The following is a 22,375-nucleotide window of genomic DNA, read 5'->3' on the forward strand; positions in this document are numbered from 1 at the left end:
TTGAAATGACAAAACAGGCAGGCATCGCGACAAAATAAAAGCCGCGACCAGCAAGGATCGCGGCTTGATATTGCCATTTATGCCACACGCCCAGTCATCAGACGCAGACAGGCAACAACTGTGAAATCAGGATGTTGCCGATATTGTGCATCTTTTGCGCCGGGCATGTCGGGGGCGGTTATTACTGGGCGGCCGAAAACACCTTTTTCAGCACATCGGTCGTCCATTGGCCGGGATTGTTGCGAATTTCCCCTTCCTGCTGTGCCAGATAATGGAACAGGCCTTTCATCGCGGCATCGGTTGCATAATCGGTCAGGGATGTTTTGATATCGGGCATCATCGGCAGGCTGTCATACTGGCCCAGCATCTGGTCATAAAGCTGCAAGGCACCGGTATCGGAAAGGGCATCATTCATGACCGGGCGCATGTCATCGGCAATCTGAGTGCCGGAAACCTTTTGCAGATAGCGGGTCGCGGCATCATCCGGTCCCTGCAAAATCGCCTTGGCATCGGCCACCGTCATTTTCTTGACGGCATCGACCAGAATATTACCGGCATTATCCATGGCACTTTCAGCCGCACGGTTCATGCGCAGTTCAATTTCATCGCCATAACTGCCCATACCTGCCTTGTTCAGCAGAGTTTGCGCACGTTTTACCGTATCAGGCAGCGGGATATGTGCAACCGGGTCGGTGTTAAAACCATCTTTTTTGCCCAGCATCGCCGTTACCGTGCCAATCCCCTTATCAAGCGCCTGGCGCAGGCCATCATCAACCACGCCCTGCGACAGGCCGGAAATCGCACTGTTTTGCGTGCCGGTCGTGCTGCCAGACGACGTTGCATTATTGCCTGATGTGCCCGAGCCAGAAGATTCGCCCCCCATCACCGTGCCAAGGGCCTTTTTCGCCGAGCTGAAAAAAGAATTTTCCGCCTGTGCCGGTTGCGAAACAGCAAAAATGCCCGCCCCCATGACCGCAAGTGACGCCGCGACAATAATTTTCGATGAAGACAGGGACATGAAAGAAGGCTCCGGATGGATGGAAGGAACGGAAAACACCATTCTATCTGATCAAACATCGCGGCCAAAATATGTTTGTAAAACAAAACCCCCGGCATTCAAAAATACCGGGGGTTTGCAAAGTTTTGATCCGCTGTCAGGCGATATGTCCCGGATTAATCCGGCAATTCAACCTTCTTGCCATTCAGCAGCAAAATGCCGCCTTCGGCCGAAACAGGCACCGTCATGCCATCGCGTACGATGCCTTCCAGTATCTGCATTGCCAGCGGGTTTTGCAGATAGCGCTGGAACACACGTTTAAGCGGACGGGCACCATAAACCGGATCATAGCCCTTATCGGCCAGCCAGCTTTTGGCGAAGTCATCAAGCTTCAGCGTGATCTTGCGATCTGCCAGCAGTTTTTCGAGGCGACCCAACTGGATATCAACGATGTAATCCATCTGGGCACGTTCCAGGCGATGGAACAGCAACACTTCATCCAGCCGATTAAGAAATTCGGGGCGGAACGATGCCCGCACCACTTCCATCACCTGGCTGCGCACTTCGCTGCTGTCATGGCCTTCGCCCTGGTTTGCCAAAATTTCGGCACCCAGGTTCGATGTCAGAACAATCAGCGTATTACGGAAATCCACCGTGCGTCCCTGCCCGTCCGTCAGGCGGCCTTCATCCAGCACCTGAAGCAAAACGTTAAAGACATCCGGGTGGGCTTTTTCCACCTCGTCAAACAGCACGACCTGATAGGGGCGCCGCCGTACGGCCTCGGTCAAGGATCCGCCTTCATCATAGCCAACATAACCGGGAGGGGCACCAATCAGGCGTGCCACGGCATGTTTTTCCATGAATTCAGACATATCAATGCGCACCATTGCCTGTTCATCATCAAACAGGAACTGTGCCAGGGCCTTGGTCAGTTCGGTTTTACCCACACCCGTCGGGCCAAGGAACAGGAACGAGCCAATCGGCCGGTTCGGGTCCTGCAAGCCTGCGCGCGCACGGCGCACCGCATTGGAAATGGAACGTACCGCATCATCCTGCCCGACCACACGCTTGCGCAGGACATTTTCCATATCCAGCAGCTTTTCACGCTCGCCTTCCAGCATTTTATCAACCGGAATGCCCGTCCAGCGCGACACCACCGATGCAATATGCTTTTCGGTCACGGCCTCGTCTTTCAGGCCGGTATTGGCCTGATCTTCCTCGGCCTTGATCAGCAGGCGTTCCAGCGCCGGAATTTCCTGGTACTGCAACTGCCCGGCCCGCTCAAGGTGACCATCACGCATTGCGCGTTCCAGTTCACCGCGGGCCTGATCAAGCTGTTCCTTGATATGGGTTGATGCCGCCAGTTCGTTTTTCTGTGCTTCCCATTTTGCCGTCAGCTCGGCGGATTTGTCCTCAAGATCGGACAATTCCTTGTCAAGCTTGCCCAGCCGGTCACGCGAACCAACATCCTCTTCCTTTTTAAGGGCCTCACGTTCAATTTTCAGCTGAATGATCCGCCGGTCCAGTTCGTCAATTTCTTCGGGTTTGGAATCCAGTTCCATCCGCAGGCGGGAGGCGGATTCATCCATCAGATCAATCGCCTTGTCAGGCAAAAAGCGGTCGGTGATATAACGGTTTGAAAGCGTTGCCGCCGCCACCAGCGCGTTATCGGCAATACGCACCCCGTGATGAAGTTCGTATTTTTCCTTGATCCCGCGCAGGATCGAAACCGTATCTTCCACCGTCGGCTCGCTGACAAATACCGGCTGGAAACGCCGGGCAAGGGCGGCATCCTTTTCGATATATTTGCGATATTCATCCAGTGTGGTGGCCCCGACGCAATGCAGCTCCCCACGGGCGAGTTTCGGTTTCAAAAGGTTCGAGGCATCCATCGACCCTTCGGATTTACCGGCCCCAACCAGGGTGTGCAATTCGTCAATAAACAGGATCACCTGGCCCGCTTCTGCCTCGATTTCGGACAAAACGGCTTTCAGGCGTTCTTCAAACTCGCCGCGAAATTTGGCACCGGCAATCAATGCCCCCAAATCCAGCGACAAAAGCTTTTTGCTTTTAAGGGTTTCGGGCACGTCACCCTTAACGATACGCAGCGCCAGGCCTTCGGCAATGGCGGTTTTACCCACACCAGGTTCGCCGATCAAAACCGGGTTGTTCTTGGTCCGGCGGGAAAGAACCTGCACGGCACGGCGAATCTCCTCGTCCCGGCCAATCACCGGGTCAAGTTTGCCTTCGCGTGCGGCTTCTGTCAGGTCGCGGGCATATTTTTTAAGGGCATCATACTGGCTTTCCGCACCGGAGCTATCGGCCGTGCGGCCCTTGCGCAAATCATTGATCGCGGTATTGAGCTTTTGCGCCGTTACACCAGCATCCGCCAGTACTTTACCCGCAAGCGATTTGGCATCCAGCGCCAAAGTCAAAAGCAGGCGTTCAGCGGTGACATAGCTGTCACCTGCCTTTTTGGCGACCTTTTGCGCCTCGTCCACCAGGCGGGCAAATTCGCTGGAAAGATAAACCTGTGCATTGGCACCGGTCACTTTTGGCAGCTTTGCCAATTCCTGTTCGGTCAGTTCCAGCGCACGTTTGGCATCACCGCCCTGTGCCTTGATCAGGTTGGCAGCCAGGCCTTCCTCGTCATCAAGCAGCACCTTAAGCAGGTGAATGGGAACCAGTTGCTGGTGATTTTCCCGCAGGGCCAATGACTGGGCCGACTGCAAAAATCCCTTGGACCGGTCAGTAAACTTTTCAAATTCCATTTTCTGTCACTCCTTGAGCCAACAGGGGCATTTCTGCGGACCTTCTTGGAAGCATCCGCGCCAATGATGGTGTTCCCATCTGCCCTTATCCTATAAGAACAGCACAGGAACATCCTTGATATGTGACAAGCTTTTGCCAGCGCAAGTACCTATCCGTGCAAACCGGCAGGTTTTTCGCCTTCTCACCATTTTAAAAAACGCGATCACGTCAAACGGTGGACAAACGCCTGAAACAACGCCCTATTTTATCACAAACCGGCCCCGGTTTTCCACGGTTTTGCAAAATCACAGCGCCCTGCATTTACAGATTGTATCGATTAAAAATCAGGACAATTGCGGACTTGCCGAGCACAGGCGCAATCTTTAACGTCTGCCTATCAACATGGCGCTAAAGGGCCGCATGACCGGCCCTTTACGAACAGACAGGCAAATAAAATGGCAAACGGTGAACTTGGCGCAATCATGCGCTATCCGGTCAAGGGGCTGCGCGGCGTGGAAATGGACGCTGCCACCATTGATACAAGCGCAATGATCAAGGATGACCGCCGCTATGTGCTGGCAAGCAGCGCATCGGTTGGTCAGGGCGGGCTGGATGGCTGGGCACGCAAAAGCAACTTCCTGCAGCTGGTCAACACGCCGAAGCTTGCCGAACTGGGCATCGAATATAACGATGAAACCACCACACTTGCCATTTTGCGCAACGGCCGCACCATCTGCAAAGGCAACCTTGAAGATGCGATGGGCCGCACCGTGATCGAGGATTTCCTGACCGCGTTTCTGAAAAACGACATTGCCGGATCACCCAAAATCATGTCGGTGCCGGGCACCCATTTTGGCGACATGGAACAACCCTATATCGCGCTGCTCAATCGCGAATCCATCCGCGACTTTGGCGACCGCATCGCCAGCCAGCATGTGGACCCGATGCGCTTTCGCGGCAATTTCCTGGTCGATGGCCTGCCGGCCTGGTCCGAACTGGAATGGGCAGAAGACCAGAAAATCACCATTGGCGATGTGTCCTTCCGCATGATCCACCCGATCACCCGTTGCAAGGCCACCACAATTAACCCCGATACCGCCCAGTCCGATATCAATGTGCCGCTTTTGCTGCGCAAGGGGATGAACCACCTGTTCATGGGGGTTTATCTGGAAGCGACAAGTGCTGGCACCATCAAACCGGGTGATAGCGTCACTGTTGACTAAACCAACCCTCCCCCGGGGGTGGGCTTACCAGTTTCATAAAAGGCATGGCCTTCCCGCCTTTCGGGTTATGGCCATGCCTTTTGCATTTGGGCACCCATTTTGCGAACCGGCAACGTTTGGGGATAAAGATGCAGATACATCAAACCAGCCATTTTCCAGCAGGTTAGTCGCGCTTACCTTTTCGCGCCAAACCGCCTGGCCGTGGTCTATGTTCAGTTAATTTCGCGGATGTCAAAAGGTTGGCGGGCGGGTTGCCAGCAGGCGGAAGGCATCGTCATCGGCCCATTGCAGGCGGGCCGCACGAATGGGCGGCAGCCCCTTGCAAAACAGCAATTGTTCGGATGGCGACATACGGGCCACTTCGACGGATTTCATCATCGCTTCCTTGTCGCGCCCGCGCAAATGCACCGGCGCATCGCTTTGCCCGGTGCGGCTGCCGGTATCGGCAAAGCGCGACATGGCGGTTAATCCCGCTGCCCAATCCAGGTCAAAGGCACCATCCTGGCCGTAAATCTGCACGACATCGCTGCGCCCAACGACATTTTCCCAGTTGTGGCACACATCCATCACGGCACTGACGCCCGAAAAACACGGCCATAATGTCAGCCCGGCATTGCTGCCGCCCCCACCGCCCAGCAGGCGTTCAAGCTGCACCAGCCGCCCCAGCGTTTCCACCCGGTCGAGCATCACCAGATAGGATGGCATCTGCCGCCCGTCGCGACTGGAAATCAACAACAGGAAACAGCCCAGCATCACCCGGCACCAGGCCAGCAGGGTTTCATCATAACTTTCCGGCGGGTTGCCGATAATAAAGATCGACGCGCCGCGCACGGTTATATCTTCCAGGGTAAAGCTGGTGCTGCTGGTAGCATTTTCGATTGATCCCAGCTCGAACACTTCCGTCGCATTGCGGCAGGCATCAAGGATCGCTTCGCGCCGGTCTTCGGACATATCCATGATCGACAGGGCAATATCGGAAATCCGCCCTTCCGTCACGTCAATGTCAATCAATTCACCCAGCAGCGGATAAAACCGGTGCGATGGCAACGTCAGGCTATGGCGCATTTCCGTCAGATGGCGCACACTTTCGTTTTGATTGCGGTAGGTGTGAATGATCAAACCCTGCAACAAAACCCGTGCGACACGGGCATCCTGCGGGTCCAGGTCACGCACAAAATGCGGGGCCAGCAACAGATCGGCGATCATTGCGGCATCGGCAATCAACGCGGCCCCTTCCGGGCGCATAAAATCAAACGGGTTAAAGGTATCTGGCGTACTGCCGGACCGGCCAAACGGGTCCAGTACAATTACCTTTTGCCCCAGTTGCGCCCGGCGGTCGCGAACGGCCTTGCACACCAGCCCGTCATTTTCAAAAACCAGCAGGTTATCGCGGGTGGTCAATGCGTTGGGGATCACGCTGCTTTGGTAAAAATCAATCGATGCATTGCTAAATGTCATCAGCCGCCGGACTGATTGCAAACCGATCATGGCCGATTTATCCGCTAGCCGCGCCAGATAAATCTGCGGGTCCGCTTCGAGCACACCGCCCTGTTGCAGGCTTTCTTCATCGGCCCAATGGTCGTTGCGCCTGGCAATCGCGGCTTCCTGCAATGGCGAGGGTTCGGGCTGTTTTTCGGCCCTTTGCGGATTGCCAAGATAGGGTGCCAGCAACCCGACAAACAGACGCACGATCAAGGGAATGACACCGCAGGTCAGCCCGGCCAAAACCAGCGCATCGTCACGCGCCATCATCCCGATGACAACGACAAGCGCACCCAGCCCCAGCATCAGAACCATCAATACCCTGAAGCCAGCAGGCCCCATTGCGTCCTCCCCTTATGCCGCATTTGCGGGCATATCCCATACCCTGGCATCAAAACGGCCAAAGCATCATTTTCTTATATGGGCATGGTCCCCCTGCCCTGTCAGCCCAGTATGGCAACAGCCATGACCACCGCAATCCCGGCTTTCTGCGACCATCCCTTCGCCGACCACCCTTAACGGCGGATATCACCCCTGAAATCCGCCCCCTTTGGGATCGCGCCAAGCATCATGCAGCCCGGCCATTGTCAGACGACGGATATACAGGTTCCCCTGCCCAAAGACGTAACCAGCCAATCACCGTGTCGAATAATCATAAAAGCATGGATCGCGGCCAAGGCAGAACGATTGTTCCACATTGTCCCCAAAAGCCAAAGGCCCCGGAACAAAAGGCACACGACCATACAATGGTATGAAAATGCTTTATACCTACAGGAAGTGGTGTTGCACAATCGCTGTTTGCGATGCCGGACAAATACGCAGTTTTACCGGCTTATGCTTCCCTTACCCGCAACCAGCATCATCGATCAGCAGCAAGCAGTCAGCGCCGGCAACCTGCCAAAACAAAACCCCCGACCATGATGTGGCCGGGGGTTTTAAAATCATACCGTCAGAAACAATGACGCGTGATCAGGCTGAAACCTTCTCACTTTCGGCATCGCTGCCTTCGTCGCCATCTTCACGGCTGCCAACGCGGCTGCGGCCACGCCGTGCAGTCGGATGACGGCCACGGGTGCGGGTCGTCGAAGCAGCACGCTTGCGCGGCTTTTTCTCGTCGCTGCCATCGCCTTCAACATCAGAAACGGCATCAGCAGGCGCATCATCGGCACTGGCGGCCGGTGTAACGGCGTCATCAGCACTGGCATCATCAGCCGCCTTGGCTGCCGCGGTTTTACGCGGGGCACGGGGCGTTGTGGTGCGGCGGGTGCGCGTGGCACGTTTCGGTGCGGCTTCCTCGCTGGCATCCGCGGCTTCGGCTGCGTCAGCGGCTTCTACGGCCGGTGCAACGGGTGCATCATCGGCGGTTTCGGCGGCTTCGCTGGCTTCGGCCTTGGGCTTGCGCGGGGTGCGGGTACGCGTTGCGCGGGGGGTACGTGCCGGTTTGGCTTCGTCCTGCGCGCTCACCGCGGTTTCCTGCTGGTTCTGGTTGGCAGCGGCAACATCGCCCGCATCCCCATCCACAACATTGCCGTTCTGGTCCTGTGCTACATCCTGCGCGGATGCATCCTCTGCACGGTGTTCGGCATTGTTATGACGGTTGCCACGCTGATCGTTGTTGTGACGATCATTGTTATTGCGGTCGTTATTGTTGCGATCACTGTTGTTCCGCTCGTTCCGTTCGGAACGCGGCTGTGCCTCGCGGCGCTGGTTTTCCCATTCGATCGCCGACTGCAGAATGCGATAATAATGTTCGGCATACTGATAATAGTTTTCTGCCAGAACAGGATCGTCGGTGCAATCTTTGGCAAGCGACACGTATTTTTCGTAAACCTGTTGGGCATTACCGCGCACGCGCCCGTCCGGACCGTTACTGTCGAAGTTCTGAAATTTCGGATTTACAGGACGTTTATTAGGCTGTGGCCGCCCGCGCGGACGTTTATTGTTATTTCTCATATCAACATACTGTTGGCGTTGAGGACACCCGGGGTCATCACGATTGTGCCCCGGAACCAATCCGTCTGAAAAAACACATTTCCCGAAAAACAGTACCGGCCAAACGGTACCGTCTGAAATCAACCGATGACCAATTTAAGGAACGGAGATTTGTTACTGTTTACAGGGGAACACGGCGCAATTAGAAAGCGCGTCAGGCACCCGGCCTGCTCAGGACAAACTATATGTCTTGCTGGCTTATTCCAACTGTTTTTTTCCGTTCTTTCATTTTTTTTACAACATCGTTGCCGTTAATCACGCACGGGCGAACTATTCAGTAAACACAATTGCTTACTGACTGCACAATTGATCATCCCTGCCCTGATAACAGGCGATAAACAGGCAAAATTTGCACATCTAACCCGGCCATAATCCTTACCCGGATCTTCAGGCTGATTTTTCACCGCATCCCAAAGCCGTTTTTTACCCGGCTTTGCGTCCACCAACACAGCGCACGATATCCCCCAGATCACGGCGATATTCGATGGCGTCAAATCCATGCTGTGTCAAAAGGTCATGAACGGCTTTTTCCTGGCCACGGCCAATTTCAAAAATAACCATTCCACCAGGCCGCACCAGCCGTGCGGCAACCCCGGCCAGAATGCGATAGGCCCCCAGCCCGTCTGCCCCGTCGCTTAGGGCGTTATACGGGTCATAATCGCGAACATCGGGGGCAAGGTCCGCCATTTCGTCCTGTGCGATATAGGGCGGATTGGACAGCATGATATCAAATCCTGCCGCCAATGTCTTCCCACCCAATTCACGATCCAGATCACAGTCCCAGTCGGAAACAACAAACCGGCAACGATCAGCCAATTTCAGACTTTCGGCATTTTCACGCGCACAGGCAACCGCACCGGGGCTGATATCCACACCAATGCCGGTTGCACCGGGCACATCCCCCAGCACCGACAATATCAAGCAGCCCGTGCCCGTACCAAAATCGATAATAGCGGGCGACTTCCCGGCATTTGAAGCCCCAGTTGGTGCCTTATTTGAAACTTCATTTGGAACTTCACCGGCACTGTTCGTCACGCATTCAATCGCCCATTCAACCAGCGTTTCGCTATCGGGGCGCGGATCAAGGGTATCAGCCGTAACCTTGAAACTATGCCGCCAGAAATCACGTTTTCCCAAAATGCGCGATACCGGCTCATGGGCGATCCGCCGCGCAATCATGGCACGAAAGCGCGTTACGGCGTCATCCGTTACCTTGTCTTCCGGCCATGCCAGAATACGGCTGGCATCAACCCCGCAGGCTTCCGAAAGCAAAATACGCGCATCAAGCCGGGCCGTATCGCACCCGGCACCGCGCAATTGCACGACGGCCCAGTTCATCAAATCCCCCAGGGTAGCAGGGGTATTGTCCGGGGCGCCTTCGTTCATGGCGGGCTTAATTTTCAATTTCGGCGAGCTTCTGCGCCTGGTCTTCGGAAATCAGGGCATCAATCATTTCATCAACTGCCGGGCCACCGGTGATAAAATCATCCAGCCGGTACAGTGTCAGGTTAATCCGATGGTCCGAAACACGCCCCTGCGGGAAGTTATAGGTGCGAATACGTTCTGACCGGTCACCCGATCCCACCTGCGATTTGCGGTCGGCCGCGCGGGCGGCATCCTTGGTTTCGCGTTCATGGTCATAAAGGCGCGTCATCAGCATTTTCATGGCCTTGGCCTTGTTTTTATGCTGCGACTTTTCTTCCTGGCAGGCAGCAACAACACCCGACGGAATATGGGTAACACGCACGGCACTATCAGTAGTGTTCACGTGCTGCCCACCCGCGCCCTGCGACCGATAGGTATCAATACGCAAATCCTTCGGGTCGATATGCACATCGACCTCTTCGGCTTCGGGCAACACGGCAACGGTTGCAGCAGACGTATGAATACGCCCCCCCGTTTCAGTTACCGGCACACGCTGCACACGGTGCACGCCACTTTCATATTTCAGGCGGGCAAACACCCCTGCCCCCGAAACATTGACCACCACTTCCTTAAACCCGCCAAGGTCGTTTTCGCTGGCATCCATCAGTTCAAACCGCCAACCGCGAGTCTCGGCATAACGCTGATACATGCGATAAAGGTCCGCCGCAAACAGGGCGGCTTCTTCACCGCCCGTACCGGCGCGAATTTCAAGAATGGCGTTCTTTTCGTCTGCCGCATCCTTTGGCAGCAGCATCAGCTTTACGGCATGTTCGGCTTCGGGCAGTTGCTCCAGCAATTCCTGGCGTTCGGCCTCGGCCATTTCGCGCATTTCGCGGTCTGATTCCGGGTCCGCCAGCAGTTCCTTCACCCCGGCCAGATCATCATGCAGGCGCTGAAACGCCTCGATCTTTTCAACAACCGGCAGCAATTCGGCATATTCGCGAGACAGCTTGGCAAAGCTGTCACTGTCTCCGGCACCACCCGAAAGCAGGGATTTAAGCTCGTCAAACCGGCGCACAACACCATGCAGCTTTGCTGGGTCCAAACTCACTCTTTATTCTCCTGATCTGTATCTGCCGGGTCCAAAGGGTCCTGACGGTCTGTCTGGTCATCTTCGGCCGGATGAAGCGGAAACAGCCGCCCCAGCAATTTTTGCGCCTTGACCCATTCCATCGTCCCGGCGCCGCCGGTGGTGGCTGCTAGGTCTTTAAGGGCTTGTGTGGGCGCATGCAACAGCCGATTAACCAAAAGCCGGGTGGCTTTTTCGGCATCGCCATGGCTTTCGGCCAGCGCGCTTGCCCGCACGGCATCAAAATGCTGGCGCAATTCCGCCAGTGCCGGGATTGCGGCCCGTTCCGCCCGCACCCGCACGAAATGGTCCACTTCCGCCTCGACCATCGCCCAGGCTTCGTCGGCTTTTTCCTCGCGTCCGCCGCGCCCTTCGGCAGCGATTTTTTCAAGGTCTTCCAGCCGGTAATAAAAGACTTCCGAAATATCATCGACCTGCGGGTCAATGTCGCCGGGAACGGCCGTATCAATCATCAATACCGGGCGATACCGCCTGCGCTTTACCGCTGCTAACGCAATTTCACGGTTAATCAGGTAACGGCGTGATCCGCCAGCCGTCAGCACAATGTCGGCCTCGGCCAGCAGGCGGTCGAGATCGCCCATATCCGACCAGTGGCATTCCAGCCGGCGCGCAACAAGGCGGGCACGCGCGGTTAACCTGTCGGTCACCATGATGCGGCCAATGCCCCGTTCGGCAAGGGATGCGGCAATCAGTTCGCCCATATCACCCGCACCGGCCAACAGCAGCGCGCAATTGCCAATATCCCCATGCAGGTCACGGGCGACGGACTGTGCGGCCGCCGCAATCGAAACCGCCCCCTGCCCAATCCCCGTCTGGCTGCGGACCTTTTTGGAAATGGCATAGGCCGTTTGATAAACCTGCTCAAGCTCGCGGCCAACAAGGCCGTGGGCACGGGCAATTTTGTGGGCATCCTTGATCTGGCCGAAAACTTCGGGTTCGCCAATCACCAGGCTGTCCAGGGACGCAGCAACGGCAAAAACATGGCGCAGCGCTTCGCGCCCGTTACGAATATAAAGTTCGGCTGCCAGCTGGTCACGGTCCAGATCGGCCCACAGCGCCATCAGGTCGATAACGCGTTCGCGGCCCCGTTCGGCCTCGTTGGCCAGCAGGTGGATTTCGGTACGGTTGCAGGTCGAAACCACAACCGCCTGCCCCAGCCGCGCCTGGGTGATAACCCCCAGGAATTGCGGCAAACGGGCTTCGTCAATGAAAAGGCGGTCGCGCGTTTCCTCACTGGATCGCCGGTGGTTGGTCCCAACCACCATCAAGCGGTCCAGCGGCCAGTCTCCGGCTTCGTCGCGTCCCGCCGCCTCACTCACCGGGCACTTACCTCTCGCCAATAACACCAATCAGGCTGTCAATCGCAACTTCCTGCTGCTCGCCTGCATCCAGATCACGCACAACGGCAACGCCTTTTGCCAGTTCATCATCACCGATGATAACCGCCATTTTGGCATTTGCCTTATCTGCCCGTTTCAGGCGTTTTTTCATATTGCCCGAATAACCCAGTTCAACGGCAATGCCCGCTTCGCGCAACTGTTGTGCCAGTGTGCGGCAACGGCTTTCGGCGGCATCGCCCATCGGCACCAGTGCAACAGGGCGCGGTGCAGCGGGGGCCGTACCCACCATCATTGCCAGGCGTTCAACACCGGCAGCCCAGCCAACACCGGCGGTTTGCGGGCCACCCATGGTCGAAATCAGGCCGTCATAACGGCCACCGGCCATTACGGTGCCCTGTGCGCCAAGGGTGCTGGTCACAAATTCAAAACAGGTGTGGCAATAATAATCCAGCCCGCGTACCAGACGCGGGTTAAGCTGGTAATTAATGCCAATATCACCCAGCCCGTCGGTCAACTGCTTGAAGAACGTTTTTGAATGTTCATTCAGATATTCACCAAATAACGGGGCATTGGCCACCAGTTCACGGTCGCCTTCATCCTTGGAATCCAGAATACGCAGCGGGTTTTTCTCAAGGCGGTTGCGGCTGTCTTCCGACAGCTTTTCAAAATGCCCTTTGAAATAATCCACCAGCACATCGCGATATGCCGCACGGCTTTCCGGGTCCCCCAGGGTGTTAAGTTCAAGGGTGATGTTATCCCAAAGACCCAGCGCCTTAAGGATATGCGCGCCATAGGCAATGACTTCGATATCACCGGCAACCTGTTCAACGCCAAGCAGTTCAACACCGATCTGGTGGAACTGGCGCTGACGGCCCTTCTGCGGGCGCTCATAACGGAACATCGGCCCGTAATAACACACCTTCACCGGCGACATCTGCTGCATGCCATTGGAAATATAGGCACGCGCGATACCGGCGGTATTTTCCGGGCGCAGGGTGATGCGCTCCCCACCGCGATCCTCGAAGGTGTACATTTCCTTGGTCACAACATCGGACGTATCGCCAAGGGTACGGGCAAAAACATCGGTGAATTCAAAAATCGGCGTGGTCATACGATGATAACCATACAGCTCGCCAATGGCGCGGGCAGTTTCCGCAATATGGTCCTGTACCCGGTTTTCTTCGGGTAGAAGGTCATGTGTGCCACGGACGGGTTGAAGCGATGCCACGTTCTGTCTCCGATATTCTTGCTGTTTTCCAAATCAGGCGGGACGCCTGCGCACGAAAATAGCCTTCCGCCGGGATGGCGGAAAGCCCTAATTCCGCATAAAAGGCGCTATTCTGCGGCGGCCTTGGCTGCTTCGATTTTCGCAGCCCGTTCCTCGACCAGTTCCACAATATGATCAACCATCTTTTCAGTGCTGATATTATGGTCGGGACGGCCGGAAATATACATTTTGTGGTTGCCACCACCGCCACCGGTCAGGCCGATATCAGTTTCGCGCGCTTCGCCCGGGCCATTAACGATGCAGCCAATAATCGACAGCGAAATCGGCGTGGAAATATGGGCCAGGCGCTTTTCAAGCTCGGCCACGGTATCCACCACGTTAAAGCCCTGCCGCGCACAGGACGGGCAGGAAACAATCTGAACACCGCGGGTCCGAAGCCCCAGCGATTTCAGAATGTCAAAACCGACATGGATTTCCTCGACCGGGTCAGCAGACAGCGACACACGCAATGTATCGCCAATACCAGCCCACAAAAGGTTACCCATCCCGATAGAGGATTTAACCGTACCGCCGCGCAAACCACCGGCCTCGGTAATGCCCAGATGCAGCGGGTAATCGCAGGCATCAGCCAGCCCATAATAGGCGGCAACAGCCAGAAACACATCCGATGCCTTGACCGAGATTTTAAATTCGCGGAAATCAAGGTCTTCAAGAATGCGCGCATGGTTCAGCGCACTTTCGACCATCGCTTCAGGGCAGGGTTCGCCGTATTTTTCCAGAAGTTCACGTTCCAGCGACCCGGCATTCACGCCAATGCGCATCGAACAGCCATGATCCTTGGCAGCCTTCACCACTTCGCGCACCCGATCGGTCGAACCGATATTACCGGGATTAATGCGCAGGCAGGCGGCACCACTTTCGGCGGCCTCGATTGCACGTTTGTAATGGAAATGGATATCAGCAACGATCGGCACGCTGACCTGTTTGATGATGTCCTTTAACGCCAGCGACGATTCCTGATCCGGGCAGGACACACGCACAATATCAGCACCGGCTTCTTCAAGCCGGTGGATCTGCGCGACCGTAGCCGCCACATCCGTGGTCAGGGTGTTGGTCATGGACTGCACCGAAATCGGTGCATCGCCACCAACCTCGACATTGCCTACACGGATTTTGCGGCTTTTGCGGCGTTCGATATCACGATAGGGGCGGACACTCATTTGCGGATCCGTAGCCTTTGTTGGAACACAGTGAACTGTAGGCCTGTATATAGCTTATCCCCCGCGCGGAAGAAACCGTCCCGCGCAGGTTTTTCACGGTGTTTTTGTGACAGTCACAAAAAAGGCGGCCCGGGGTGCGGCCGCCTTCCTGTTTTTCATACCTGCGGGCAGGTCATTACTGGGTCTTTTTCTCGGTCGTGGTCGCCAGAATATCATCAGGATTCAGCGAATAATCCGAAATCACCTGACCATATGACCCCACCACAAGGTTCTTTGCGCCATCAACACTGATCGAAAGCGCACCGGCATTACCCACTTCAAGCTTCAGGCCATCCCGGTTGGGAACGCGATAAACATCACCGGCACTCAGCATACGGGTCAGAAGAATATTGCCATCTTCCTCGCGAATGCGTACCCAACTGGTTTCATTGGCCGAAATGGTCACGCGGCTATCGGCATTCACGGCACCAAATACGCGCCCGCCGCCTGCATCACCCACTTCCGGCGCTGCCGGAACAGAGGCAACTTCCGGCGTGCTCGCCGTTTGCGGGGTATTGGGTGCACGCGGCGGCAACGGAATATTGCCCTGATCAGGCATGATACCTGCGGCCTGGTCTGCCGGGGCAGCAGGCGCAGACGCCGCACCACCAGCCGCACCATTATTTGCCACCTGCCCGTTTGCAGGTGCCGGTGCCGCACCATTGGTCGCATTGGCGCCATTGGCCGCCATGGCCGGCGTATCATTCATATTCGCCGGTGAATTGGCGTTACCATTGGCCGTGCTGGCATTGCCTGTGGCATCAAAATCAGGTTCGGCAAACATGCCTTCAACCGTGCCAGACGCCTGGTCATTCATGCTTTCCGATGCCTGCGCCGAGGGGGAGCCCCCCATCCGCTGCCCCGATGAAGACGGGCCAACTTCGGCTGCATGTGCTTCGGCTGCGTTTTCCAGCGTACGTTCACGTTCAGAAGATGCATTACCAGCCGGTGCCGATGCTTCGGGAACGGCGGTATAGCCTTTCATGCGATCAGGCAGCGGCTCGACCAGATCGGCAATGGTTTTGCCCTGGCTTGAAAGATAGTACCAGCCACCATAGGCAACGATGCCCAAAACAGCCGCAATCAGCATCATCGCGCCACCAGGAACCCGGCTTTCCTGCACAGGTTTGGGAAAGCTCAACTGGCTGCGCACGGCGGGCGCATTGCTTTCTTCCTTGTAGCGACGGACAATTTCTTTGCCATCCAGGCCAAGATGCTCTGCATACCCCTTCACAAAGCCCAGCCCATACGGCCCGCCCGGAAGGGCGTCGTAATCACTGTTTTCAATCGCTTCCAGATAGACTTTGCGAATCCGCAAAAGCTGCGCAACACCGTCAAGGGTCTGGCCATGCGTCGTCCGCGTGTGACGCAAAAGCCGCCCGACAGTCATCGATTCAGCGTTTAAATTAGCCTGTGGTTCCATACTCATATCATTTGAAGGCACACTTCCGGGCAACGGTTTAAAACGCAAACGCCCTCTTGGTGGCACTCCCAAATGATCTTCCTTTCGCTTTCCGATCGCCAACTCCCGCACCCCCACGTTACGATCCAGCAACAAACTAGCAAATACCCCAGCCAAAAGCGATTTTTTTTAAAGTTTTACACCGTGATCTATTGCGAAAGCCTTAAGACGGGACCTAAGACTTTTGCTGGGGCTGTCGAGGAGCGACAGAACGTATTGTTCAACACTTTTTGCATTCATGCTCCTGACCATCTCCTTGACCGGACCAACCGATGCCGGCGCCATTGACAAACGCCGGACCCCAAGCCCGATCAATGCCATCGCCTCCAATGGTCGCCCGGCCATTTCACCACAAATGGTCAGGCGCACATTCCGGTCATCACACAGTTCCACAAGGTGCTTCAGGAAACTGAAAACACCCGGCGACAAAGTGTCATAGCGACCTTCAAGACGCGGATTCCCACGATCTGCGGCAAACATGAACTGAAGCAGGTCATTGGTACCCACCGAAAGAAAATCCACCTGGCCCAACAGGCTGTTTGCCTGCCACACCAGCGCGGGAACTTCCAGCATCGCACCTACCTTGACCGAACGCGGCACAAATCCACGCCCGGCTTCACGTTCAAGCTGCCGGTCAAGCAGTTCTCTGGCAGCCCTGAATTCCGCCACCTCTGCTATCATCGGGAACATGACATGCAAATCCCGGTCATGTGCTGCGCGGATCAGGGCACGCAACTGGTGCACCAAAACCGCCGGTCGATCCAGGGTTATCCGGATAGACCGCCAACCCATGGCCGGATTTTCTTCTGTCATATCCTGCCAATAGGGCAATAATTTGTCACCGCCCACATCCAGGGTCCGAAAAACAACCGGTCGTCCTTCGGCCTGTTCGAAAATGCGGTTATAAAGCCGTGTCTGGTCCTCGATATCGGGCATGGCCGATCGCACCATGAACGGTATCTCGGTCCGGTAAAGGCCGATGCCATCAGCTCCGCTTTCAATCACATGCGGTACGTCAATCAGCAAACCGGCATTGATATTCAGCGAAATATTAACATCATCATGGGTTTGCGCAGGCAAATCACGCATCTGCGCATAAAGTGCCTTGCGTTCCGCCCGTGCCTTTAACGCACCATCAATAACCGCACGGACATCCTCGCTGGGACGGACAAATAACTGCGCATTATCGGCATCAACGATTAACGGATCACCGCCTTCGACCTTGTCCAAAACGCCCTTTACACCGCCCAGAACGGGAATATCAAGGGCACGCGCAACAATGGCGACATGCGATGTATGCGACCCTTCCTCAAGGGCAAGGCCCCGCAAACGGGTATGGTCATAATCAAGCAGTTCCGCCGGGCCAATATTGCGCGCCACGAGAATGATATCATCGGGCAAATTGCCAAAGGCCGGGGACTGAAACTGGCCGGACAAATGCTGCAACAGGCGGTTTGCCAGATCTTCAAGGTCGTGCAGGCGTTCGCGCAAATAGGGGTCTGTCACCTGTGCCATGCGCGCGCGGGTATCATCATGCACCTTTTGCACGGCGGCTTCGGCCGTCAGGCCGGTATTGACCGCTTCGGTAATGCGGTTCAGCCAGCCGGTATCCTTGGCAATCATCCGATAGGCGTCAAGGATATCGCCGGTATCTTCACCGCCGCCCAGGTCAATATCGCCAACCGCCTCGACCATGCGATCCAGGTGTTTTTGCAATCCGCGCATGGCTTCGCGCAGGCGCGTCAGTTCCTCCTGCGGGTCTTCGGCCACCATGCGATCAATAACAATGCGCGGTTCATGCAAAACCGCCGTACCCTTGCCGATACCCGGCGCCAGCCGCGCACCCGACAGGCGTAACGGCAACAGGGCAATGCCATCCGCCGGGATCAGCTCGTCACGGTTGACCAGCTCGCCGCCCGCCACCATTTCGGCCAGGACCATGGCGACGTTTTCAAGGGCTTCCTGTTCGTCTTCGGTATATTGGCGTTCGGTGCGGTTCTGCACGGCCAGAACACCAATAATCCGGCCACCACGCAGGATCGGCACGCCGATCATGGAATGGTAAATTTCTTCACCGGTTTCCGGGCGATAGGCAAAATTCGGATGCGACTGTGCATCGCGCAAATTAAGCGGCCGGGCATGTGCGGCCACATAACCGACAATCCCCTCGCCGGTGCGCAGGCGCGTGCGGTGCACGGCCTCGGCAGCAAGGCCACATGTGGCAAAAAGTTCAAGCACCTCGCCCGCCCGCATCACATAGACCGAACACACTTCGGCAACCATATCGGCTGCGATAATGGTTACGATCTTGCCCAGGCGTTCTTCTGCGCTGCCCGGTCCGGCCATGACATCGCGCACCCGTTTCAACAGGCGACGCGGACCGGTAACTGCGGCGGGCGAAATGCTCATCAGATTTAAATGTCTCTTTGTGCGAAGGACTGAACGGCCTGATCGACCAGTTCGGCCAGAATTTCAGATGCCGGCTGTTCTTTCTTTACCATACCAACCGATTGTCCCGCCATGACAGATCCATTCTCAACGTCCCCGTCAACCACGGCACGGCGAAGCGCGCCCGCCCAGAAATGTTCGATTTCCAGTTGTGCTTCGCCCTGTTCTACATGACCGGCACGGAACTTTTCAATGACTTCGCGCTGCACATTCATGAAGGCTTCGGTGCCCTTGTTATTCAGGGCGCGCACCGGGATCACCGGGAAGCGGTCATCAAGCTGAACGGTGGTTACAGCTTCGCGCGCACTGGCACGGATAAACGCCTTTTTAAAGGCCGGATGGGCAATGCATTCGCTGGCACATACCAGGCGGGTTCCCACCTGCACGCCAGAAGCCCCCATTTCCAGCAGCGACGCAATCGCTTCGCCGCGGCCAATACCACCGGCGCAGAAAATCGGCACATCGCGAATTTCGGGCAGAATTTCCTGGGCCAGCACGGTCAGCGATACCGGGCCAACATGCCCACCTGCTTCGCTGCCTTCAATCACCAGGGCATCGGCACCCGACCGCGTCAGTTTCTTTGCCAGCACCAGGGCCGGGGCAAAACACACAACCTTGGCAAATTCCTTGACCGCCTTGATCGAATTGGATGACGGCAACCCACCGGCCAGAACCACATGCCCCACATTCTGTTCGCGGCAAACAGCGATCAGGTCGTCAAGCTGCGGGTGCATGGTAATCAGGTTAACGCCAAAGGGCTTGCTGGTCATTTCCTTGGTCGCGGCGATTTCCGCAGCCAGCAGTTCCGGCCCCATCGAACCACAGGCAATTACGCCAAAGCCACCGGCATTCGACACCGCAGCAACAAGGTGACGTTCGGAAACCCACGACATCGCACCGGCCATAATGGCATATTCGGTCCCCAGAAATTCCTTGCCGGGTGCCCACAATTTTTCAAGGCGGTTGCGTGCTGCCGCAAATTTCGGATCGTTCATATAGTTATACCCCAATGCAGAAATGCAGGGCACCGTTTGGTCCCTGCGAGGGTGAGCCCCATAAATATGACTGCAACGGCAGTCAGCATGACTGAAAAATACAAGGAATAGCCGCCAGACAGGACATCATCCCGATCAGGCAGTTTGACGCAGTGGGCCGCGTTCAAACGGGCTTTCCTTCGGATCGCCCCCATTTGCACGGTCTGCCTTATCGCAAAATCCGGGACAATATTTTATCGTCCCCTGGCTTTGCTTCGCCCATCCGCACAAATCCGGGCGACCATTCCGGTCATATTTATGGGTCTGCACCCTATTCATCATAATGGCCGGAACAAAATGTTCCAGCCCATATATGTTTTAAATATCGACCGTTTAACACCGCCTTAATCGCAAAACAATCAGGCGGTGTTATCTATTTTTTCCAAACGCCTTATTCGGCATCCAGTCCATATGCCGTATGCAGGGCGCGCACGGCCAGTTCGGTGTATTCTTCGGCGATCAGAACGCTGACCTTGATTTCCGATGTGGAAATGACCTGGATGTTGATGCCCTTTTCCGACAGGGTTTCAAACATCTTGCGGGCCACGCCAACATGGGAACGCATGCCAACACCAATGATCGAAACCTTGGTCACGTCAGACGTGCTTAACAGTTCCTGATAATTGATCTTTTCGCGGTTGCCTTCAATCACCTGCAGCGCGCGCTGGAATTCGCCGCGCGGCACGGTAAAGGTCATATCCGTGCTGTTGCCATTTTCCGATATGTTCTGAACGATCATATCGACATTGATATTGGCTTCGGCCAGCGGGCCAAAAATGGTGGCAGCCGTCCCCGGCTTGTCGGCAACCTTTACCAGGGTGATCTTGGCTTCGTCCCGGCTATAGGCAATTCCGCTAACGACTTCCTGTTCCACGATTTCGTCCTCGTCTACAACAAGTGTACCTTCTGCATCACTAAAGGTCGACCGCACCTGCACCCGGACGCGATGGTTCATTGCCATCTCGACGGAACGGGTTTGCAGGACTTTTGCACCCAGTGATGCCAGTTCCAGCATTTCTTCGTATGTAATTTTTTCGATCTTGCGCGCTTTGGGCACAATGCGCGGGTCGGTGGTGTAAACACCATCCACATCGGTATAGATGTCGCAGCGATCCGCCCTTAAGGCTGCTGCCAGCGCCACCGCCGAGGTATCAGACCCGCCACGCCCCAGCGTGGTGATACGGTTATCCGGTGCAATCCCCTGGAAACCGGCCACACAAACAACTTCGCCACCATCAAGGCGTTTATCAAGTTCGGTTGTGTCGATTTCCTTGATCCGGGCCTTGGCATGTGCGCCATCAGTCTTGATGGGAATCTGCCAGCCCAGCCAGGAACGTGCCGGAACATCCATGCTTTGCAGCGCCATCGCCAGCAGGCCAACAGTCACCTGTTCACCCGAAGATACGATCACGTCATATTCGCGCGCATCATAAAGCGGGGATATGGCATCGGCCCAGCCAACCAGTTCGTTGGTTTTGCCCGACATCGCCGAAACAACAACAGCAACCTGGTTACCGGCGTCAACTTCGCTTTTGACGCGACGGGCAACATTCTTGATCTTTTCAATATCAGCGACGGATGTGCCGCCGAACTTCATGACAATACGGGCCATGAAAATTCCCCGTTATGCTTGCCTGCACATCTCGCCAACCGAAATGCCAGGTCTTTTGTTTCCGCCAGTTTCACAGGTCACAGGCCTGCGCTAAAGTCAGGCCCTGATCAAGGCGGCGATATCAATACTGCCATAATGCTTGCGAAACAAGCATGAAGGCATTGTTAAGCCACCCAAGCGCGATTTTTGACCAATGATCTTTCGCAAAACTTAAAATACCGCATAAACTTTGACCAAATCCCGGACAAACGCGAAATTTTCATGCGTAATAACCCGGATATCTGAATTTAATTGCTTATCCGCCCCAAAATGCCGGAGCCACCCGATGCCCACACTACCCCCATCCGCCCCATTATCACATTCCGTTGCAAAGCCCGCTGGCGGGCAAAAAATGGTGATCTTTGATGTGGGTGAAACACTGGTCAGTGAAACCGCCATCTGGCATCGCATTGCCAGCCATCTGGACCTGCCACCTTTTACGGTGTCGGCGGCAGCGGGCATTGCCCTGGCGCGCAATTTCGGCTTTGAAGCCATCCTCAAACAGCTTGGCGATTTTTCAGCCATCGCGGGCGAACCCTGGCGCCGCCCCGATCTTTTGTCTTTCACCGCCGATGACCTGTATGACGATGTTTTACCCGCTCTGTCACAGCTTGCCGATAACGGCCACAAGCTGGGTATTTGCGGCAACCAGCCCGCATCATCCGAACAGGTGCTGGCCACACTGCCCTGCCAGATCGACTGGCTTTCAAGTTCGGCCCGGTTAAAATGCAAAAAGCCCGACCCTGCCTTTTTCCGGGCCATTATCGAACAAACCGGCCACACGCCAGCCGATATCATTTATGTTGGCGACCGGCTTGATAACGATATTTACCCCGCCCTTGACCACGGCATGGGTGCTGTTTGGCTGTTGCGCGGCCCATGGTCATTTGCCCAATGGCAGGAAAATGGTGTGCCAAATGGCATTTCCGCCATCAGGTCCCTTGCCGAACTGCCCGCCCTGCTGGCAGCATAACCATCCCTGCCCGCTAACAG

15 protein-coding genes are annotated in these 22,375 nt (G+C 55.9%); 2 read left to right on the forward strand and 13 right to left on the reverse strand.

The window, feature by feature from the left end:
* Nucleotides 1-181: 181 nt before the first annotated feature.
* Nucleotides 182-1,018 carry a DUF4197 domain-containing protein gene (locus CSC3H3_RS13110; protein WP_245881115.1) on the reverse strand — a complete coding sequence of 279 codons (837 nt, stop codon included), beginning with the start codon at nucleotides 1,016-1,018 and terminating at the stop codon, nucleotides 182-184.
* Between the two features lie 155 nt (nucleotides 1,019-1,173).
* Nucleotides 1,174-3,768, reverse strand: coding sequence for an ATP-dependent chaperone ClpB (gene clpB / locus CSC3H3_RS13115; protein ID WP_101285113.1), 2,595 nt, complete (start codon nucleotides 3,766-3,768; stop codon nucleotides 1,174-1,176).
* Nucleotides 3,769-4,203: 435 nt separating this feature from the next.
* On the opposite strand from clpB, the gene CSC3H3_RS13125 reads away from it, so the two are divergent.
* The gene (locus CSC3H3_RS13125) at nucleotides 4,204-4,971 is read left to right on the forward strand and encodes an MOSC domain-containing protein (protein ID WP_101285115.1); all 768 of its coding nucleotides are present in this window, start codon (nucleotides 4,204-4,206) and stop codon (nucleotides 4,969-4,971) included.
* 231 nt (nucleotides 4,972-5,202) lie between these two features.
* On the opposite strand, the gene CSC3H3_RS13130 is transcribed toward CSC3H3_RS13125, so the two are convergent.
* From CSC3H3_RS13130 to CSC3H3_RS13180, 11 genes are all read right to left on the reverse strand, one after another.
* Nucleotides 5,203-6,795, reverse strand: coding sequence for a type IV secretory system conjugative DNA transfer family protein (locus tag CSC3H3_RS13130; protein WP_101285116.1), 1,593 nt, complete (start codon nucleotides 6,793-6,795; stop codon nucleotides 5,203-5,205).
* A 627-nt stretch (nucleotides 6,796-7,422) separates the two neighbouring features.
* Nucleotides 7,423-8,406 (reverse strand): DUF4167 domain-containing protein, encoded by a 984-nt coding sequence (locus tag CSC3H3_RS13135; protein ID WP_101285117.1) that lies wholly within the window; start codon nucleotides 8,404-8,406, stop codon nucleotides 7,423-7,425.
* Nucleotides 8,407-8,868: 462 nt separating this feature from the next.
* Nucleotides 8,869-9,849, reverse strand: coding sequence for a peptide chain release factor N(5)-glutamine methyltransferase (gene prmC / locus CSC3H3_RS13140; RefSeq protein ID WP_245881116.1), 981 nt, complete (start codon nucleotides 9,847-9,849; stop codon nucleotides 8,869-8,871).
* Entirely contained in the window at nucleotides 9,839-10,921 is a 1,083-nt protein-coding gene (gene prfA, locus CSC3H3_RS13145) for a peptide chain release factor 1 (RefSeq protein ID WP_101268165.1), read from the reverse strand. Before prfA ends, prmC begins: the two co-directional genes overlap by 11 nt.
* Entirely contained in the window at nucleotides 10,918-12,279 is a 1,362-nt protein-coding gene (gene hemA / locus CSC3H3_RS13150) for a glutamyl-tRNA reductase (RefSeq protein ID WP_101268167.1), read from the reverse strand. The genes prfA and hemA overlap by 4 nt, the downstream gene beginning before the upstream one ends.
* A 7-nt stretch (nucleotides 12,280-12,286) precedes the next feature.
* Nucleotides 12,287-13,528 (reverse strand): histidine--tRNA ligase, encoded by a 1,242-nt coding sequence (hisS, locus tag CSC3H3_RS13155; protein WP_101268169.1) that lies wholly within the window; start codon nucleotides 13,526-13,528, stop codon nucleotides 12,287-12,289.
* 107 nt (nucleotides 13,529-13,635) lie between these two features.
* Nucleotides 13,636-14,748: a flavodoxin-dependent (E)-4-hydroxy-3-methylbut-2-enyl-diphosphate synthase gene (ispG, locus tag CSC3H3_RS13160; protein ID WP_101285119.1), complete on the reverse strand. Its 1,113-nt coding sequence runs from the start codon at nucleotides 14,746-14,748 to the stop codon at nucleotides 13,636-13,638.
* 175 nt (nucleotides 14,749-14,923) lie between these two features.
* A complete protein-coding gene (locus CSC3H3_RS13165; RefSeq protein ID WP_101285120.1) occupies nucleotides 14,924-16,210 on the reverse strand; it encodes a helix-turn-helix domain-containing protein in 1,287 nt (428 codons plus the stop codon).
* Between the two features lie 168 nt (nucleotides 16,211-16,378).
* Nucleotides 16,379-18,658 carry a phosphoenolpyruvate--protein phosphotransferase gene (gene ptsP, locus CSC3H3_RS13170; protein ID WP_101268175.1) on the reverse strand — a complete coding sequence of 760 codons (2,280 nt, stop codon included), beginning with the start codon at nucleotides 18,656-18,658 and terminating at the stop codon, nucleotides 16,379-16,381.
* A gap of 5 nt (nucleotides 18,659-18,663) precedes the next feature.
* Entirely contained in the window at nucleotides 18,664-19,692 is a 1,029-nt protein-coding gene (locus CSC3H3_RS13175) for an NAD(P)H-dependent flavin oxidoreductase (RefSeq protein WP_101268467.1), read from the reverse strand.
* 430 nt (nucleotides 19,693-20,122) lie between these two features.
* A complete protein-coding gene (locus CSC3H3_RS13180) occupies nucleotides 20,123-21,343 on the reverse strand; it encodes an aspartate kinase (protein ID WP_101268179.1) in 1,221 nt (406 codons plus the stop codon).
* A gap of 325 nt (nucleotides 21,344-21,668) precedes the next feature.
* Between CSC3H3_RS13180 and CSC3H3_RS13185 the strand changes: the two genes are divergently transcribed.
* Complete coding sequence (locus tag CSC3H3_RS13185; protein WP_101285121.1) at nucleotides 21,669-22,355, forward strand: HAD family hydrolase; 687 nt, start codon at nucleotides 21,669-21,671, stop codon at nucleotides 22,353-22,355.
* The last annotated feature ends 20 nt before the right edge of the window (nucleotides 22,356-22,375 follow it).

Source organism: Thalassospira marina (assembly GCF_002844375.1).
In the GTDB taxonomy this organism is placed as follows: domain Bacteria; phylum Pseudomonadota; class Alphaproteobacteria; order Rhodospirillales; family Thalassospiraceae; genus Thalassospira; species Thalassospira marina.

Excerpts from the sequence above, each read along its gene's own strand:
- CSC3H3_RS13110 (WP_245881115.1), bottom strand. The coding sequence starts at position 1,018 with ATGTCCCTGTCTTCATCGAAAATTATTGTCGCGGCGTCACTTGCGGTC.
- clpB (WP_101285113.1), bottom strand. The coding sequence starts at position 3,768 with ATGGAATTTGAAAAGTTTACTGACCGGTCCAAGGGATTTTTGCAGTCG.
- CSC3H3_RS13125 (WP_101285115.1), top strand. The coding sequence starts at position 4,204 with ATGGCAAACGGTGAACTTGGCGCAATCATGCGCTATCCGGTCAAGGGG.
- CSC3H3_RS13130 (WP_101285116.1), bottom strand. The coding sequence starts at position 6,795 with ATGGGGCCTGCTGGCTTCAGGGTATTGATGGTTCTGATGCTGGGGCTG.
- CSC3H3_RS13135 (WP_101285117.1), bottom strand. The coding sequence starts at position 8,406 with ATGAGAAATAACAATAAACGTCCGCGCGGGCGGCCACAGCCTAATAAA.
- ispG (WP_101285119.1), bottom strand. The coding sequence starts at position 14,748 with ATGAGTGTCCGCCCCTATCGTGATATCGAACGCCGCAAAAGCCGCAAA.
- CSC3H3_RS13165 (WP_101285120.1), bottom strand. The coding sequence starts at position 16,210 with ATGGAACCACAGGCTAATTTAAACGCTGAATCGATGACTGTCGGGCGG.
- ptsP (WP_101268175.1), bottom strand. The coding sequence starts at position 18,658 with ATGAGCATTTCGCCCGCCGCAGTTACCGGTCCGCGTCGCCTGTTGAAA.
- CSC3H3_RS13175 (WP_101268467.1), bottom strand. The coding sequence starts at position 19,692 with ATGAACGATCCGAAATTTGCGGCAGCACGCAACCGCCTTGAAAAATTG.
- CSC3H3_RS13180 (WP_101268179.1), bottom strand. The coding sequence starts at position 21,343 with ATGGCCCGTATTGTCATGAAGTTCGGCGGCACATCCGTCGCTGATATT.
- CSC3H3_RS13185 (WP_101285121.1), top strand. The coding sequence starts at position 21,669 with ATGCCCACACTACCCCCATCCGCCCCATTATCACATTCCGTTGCAAAG.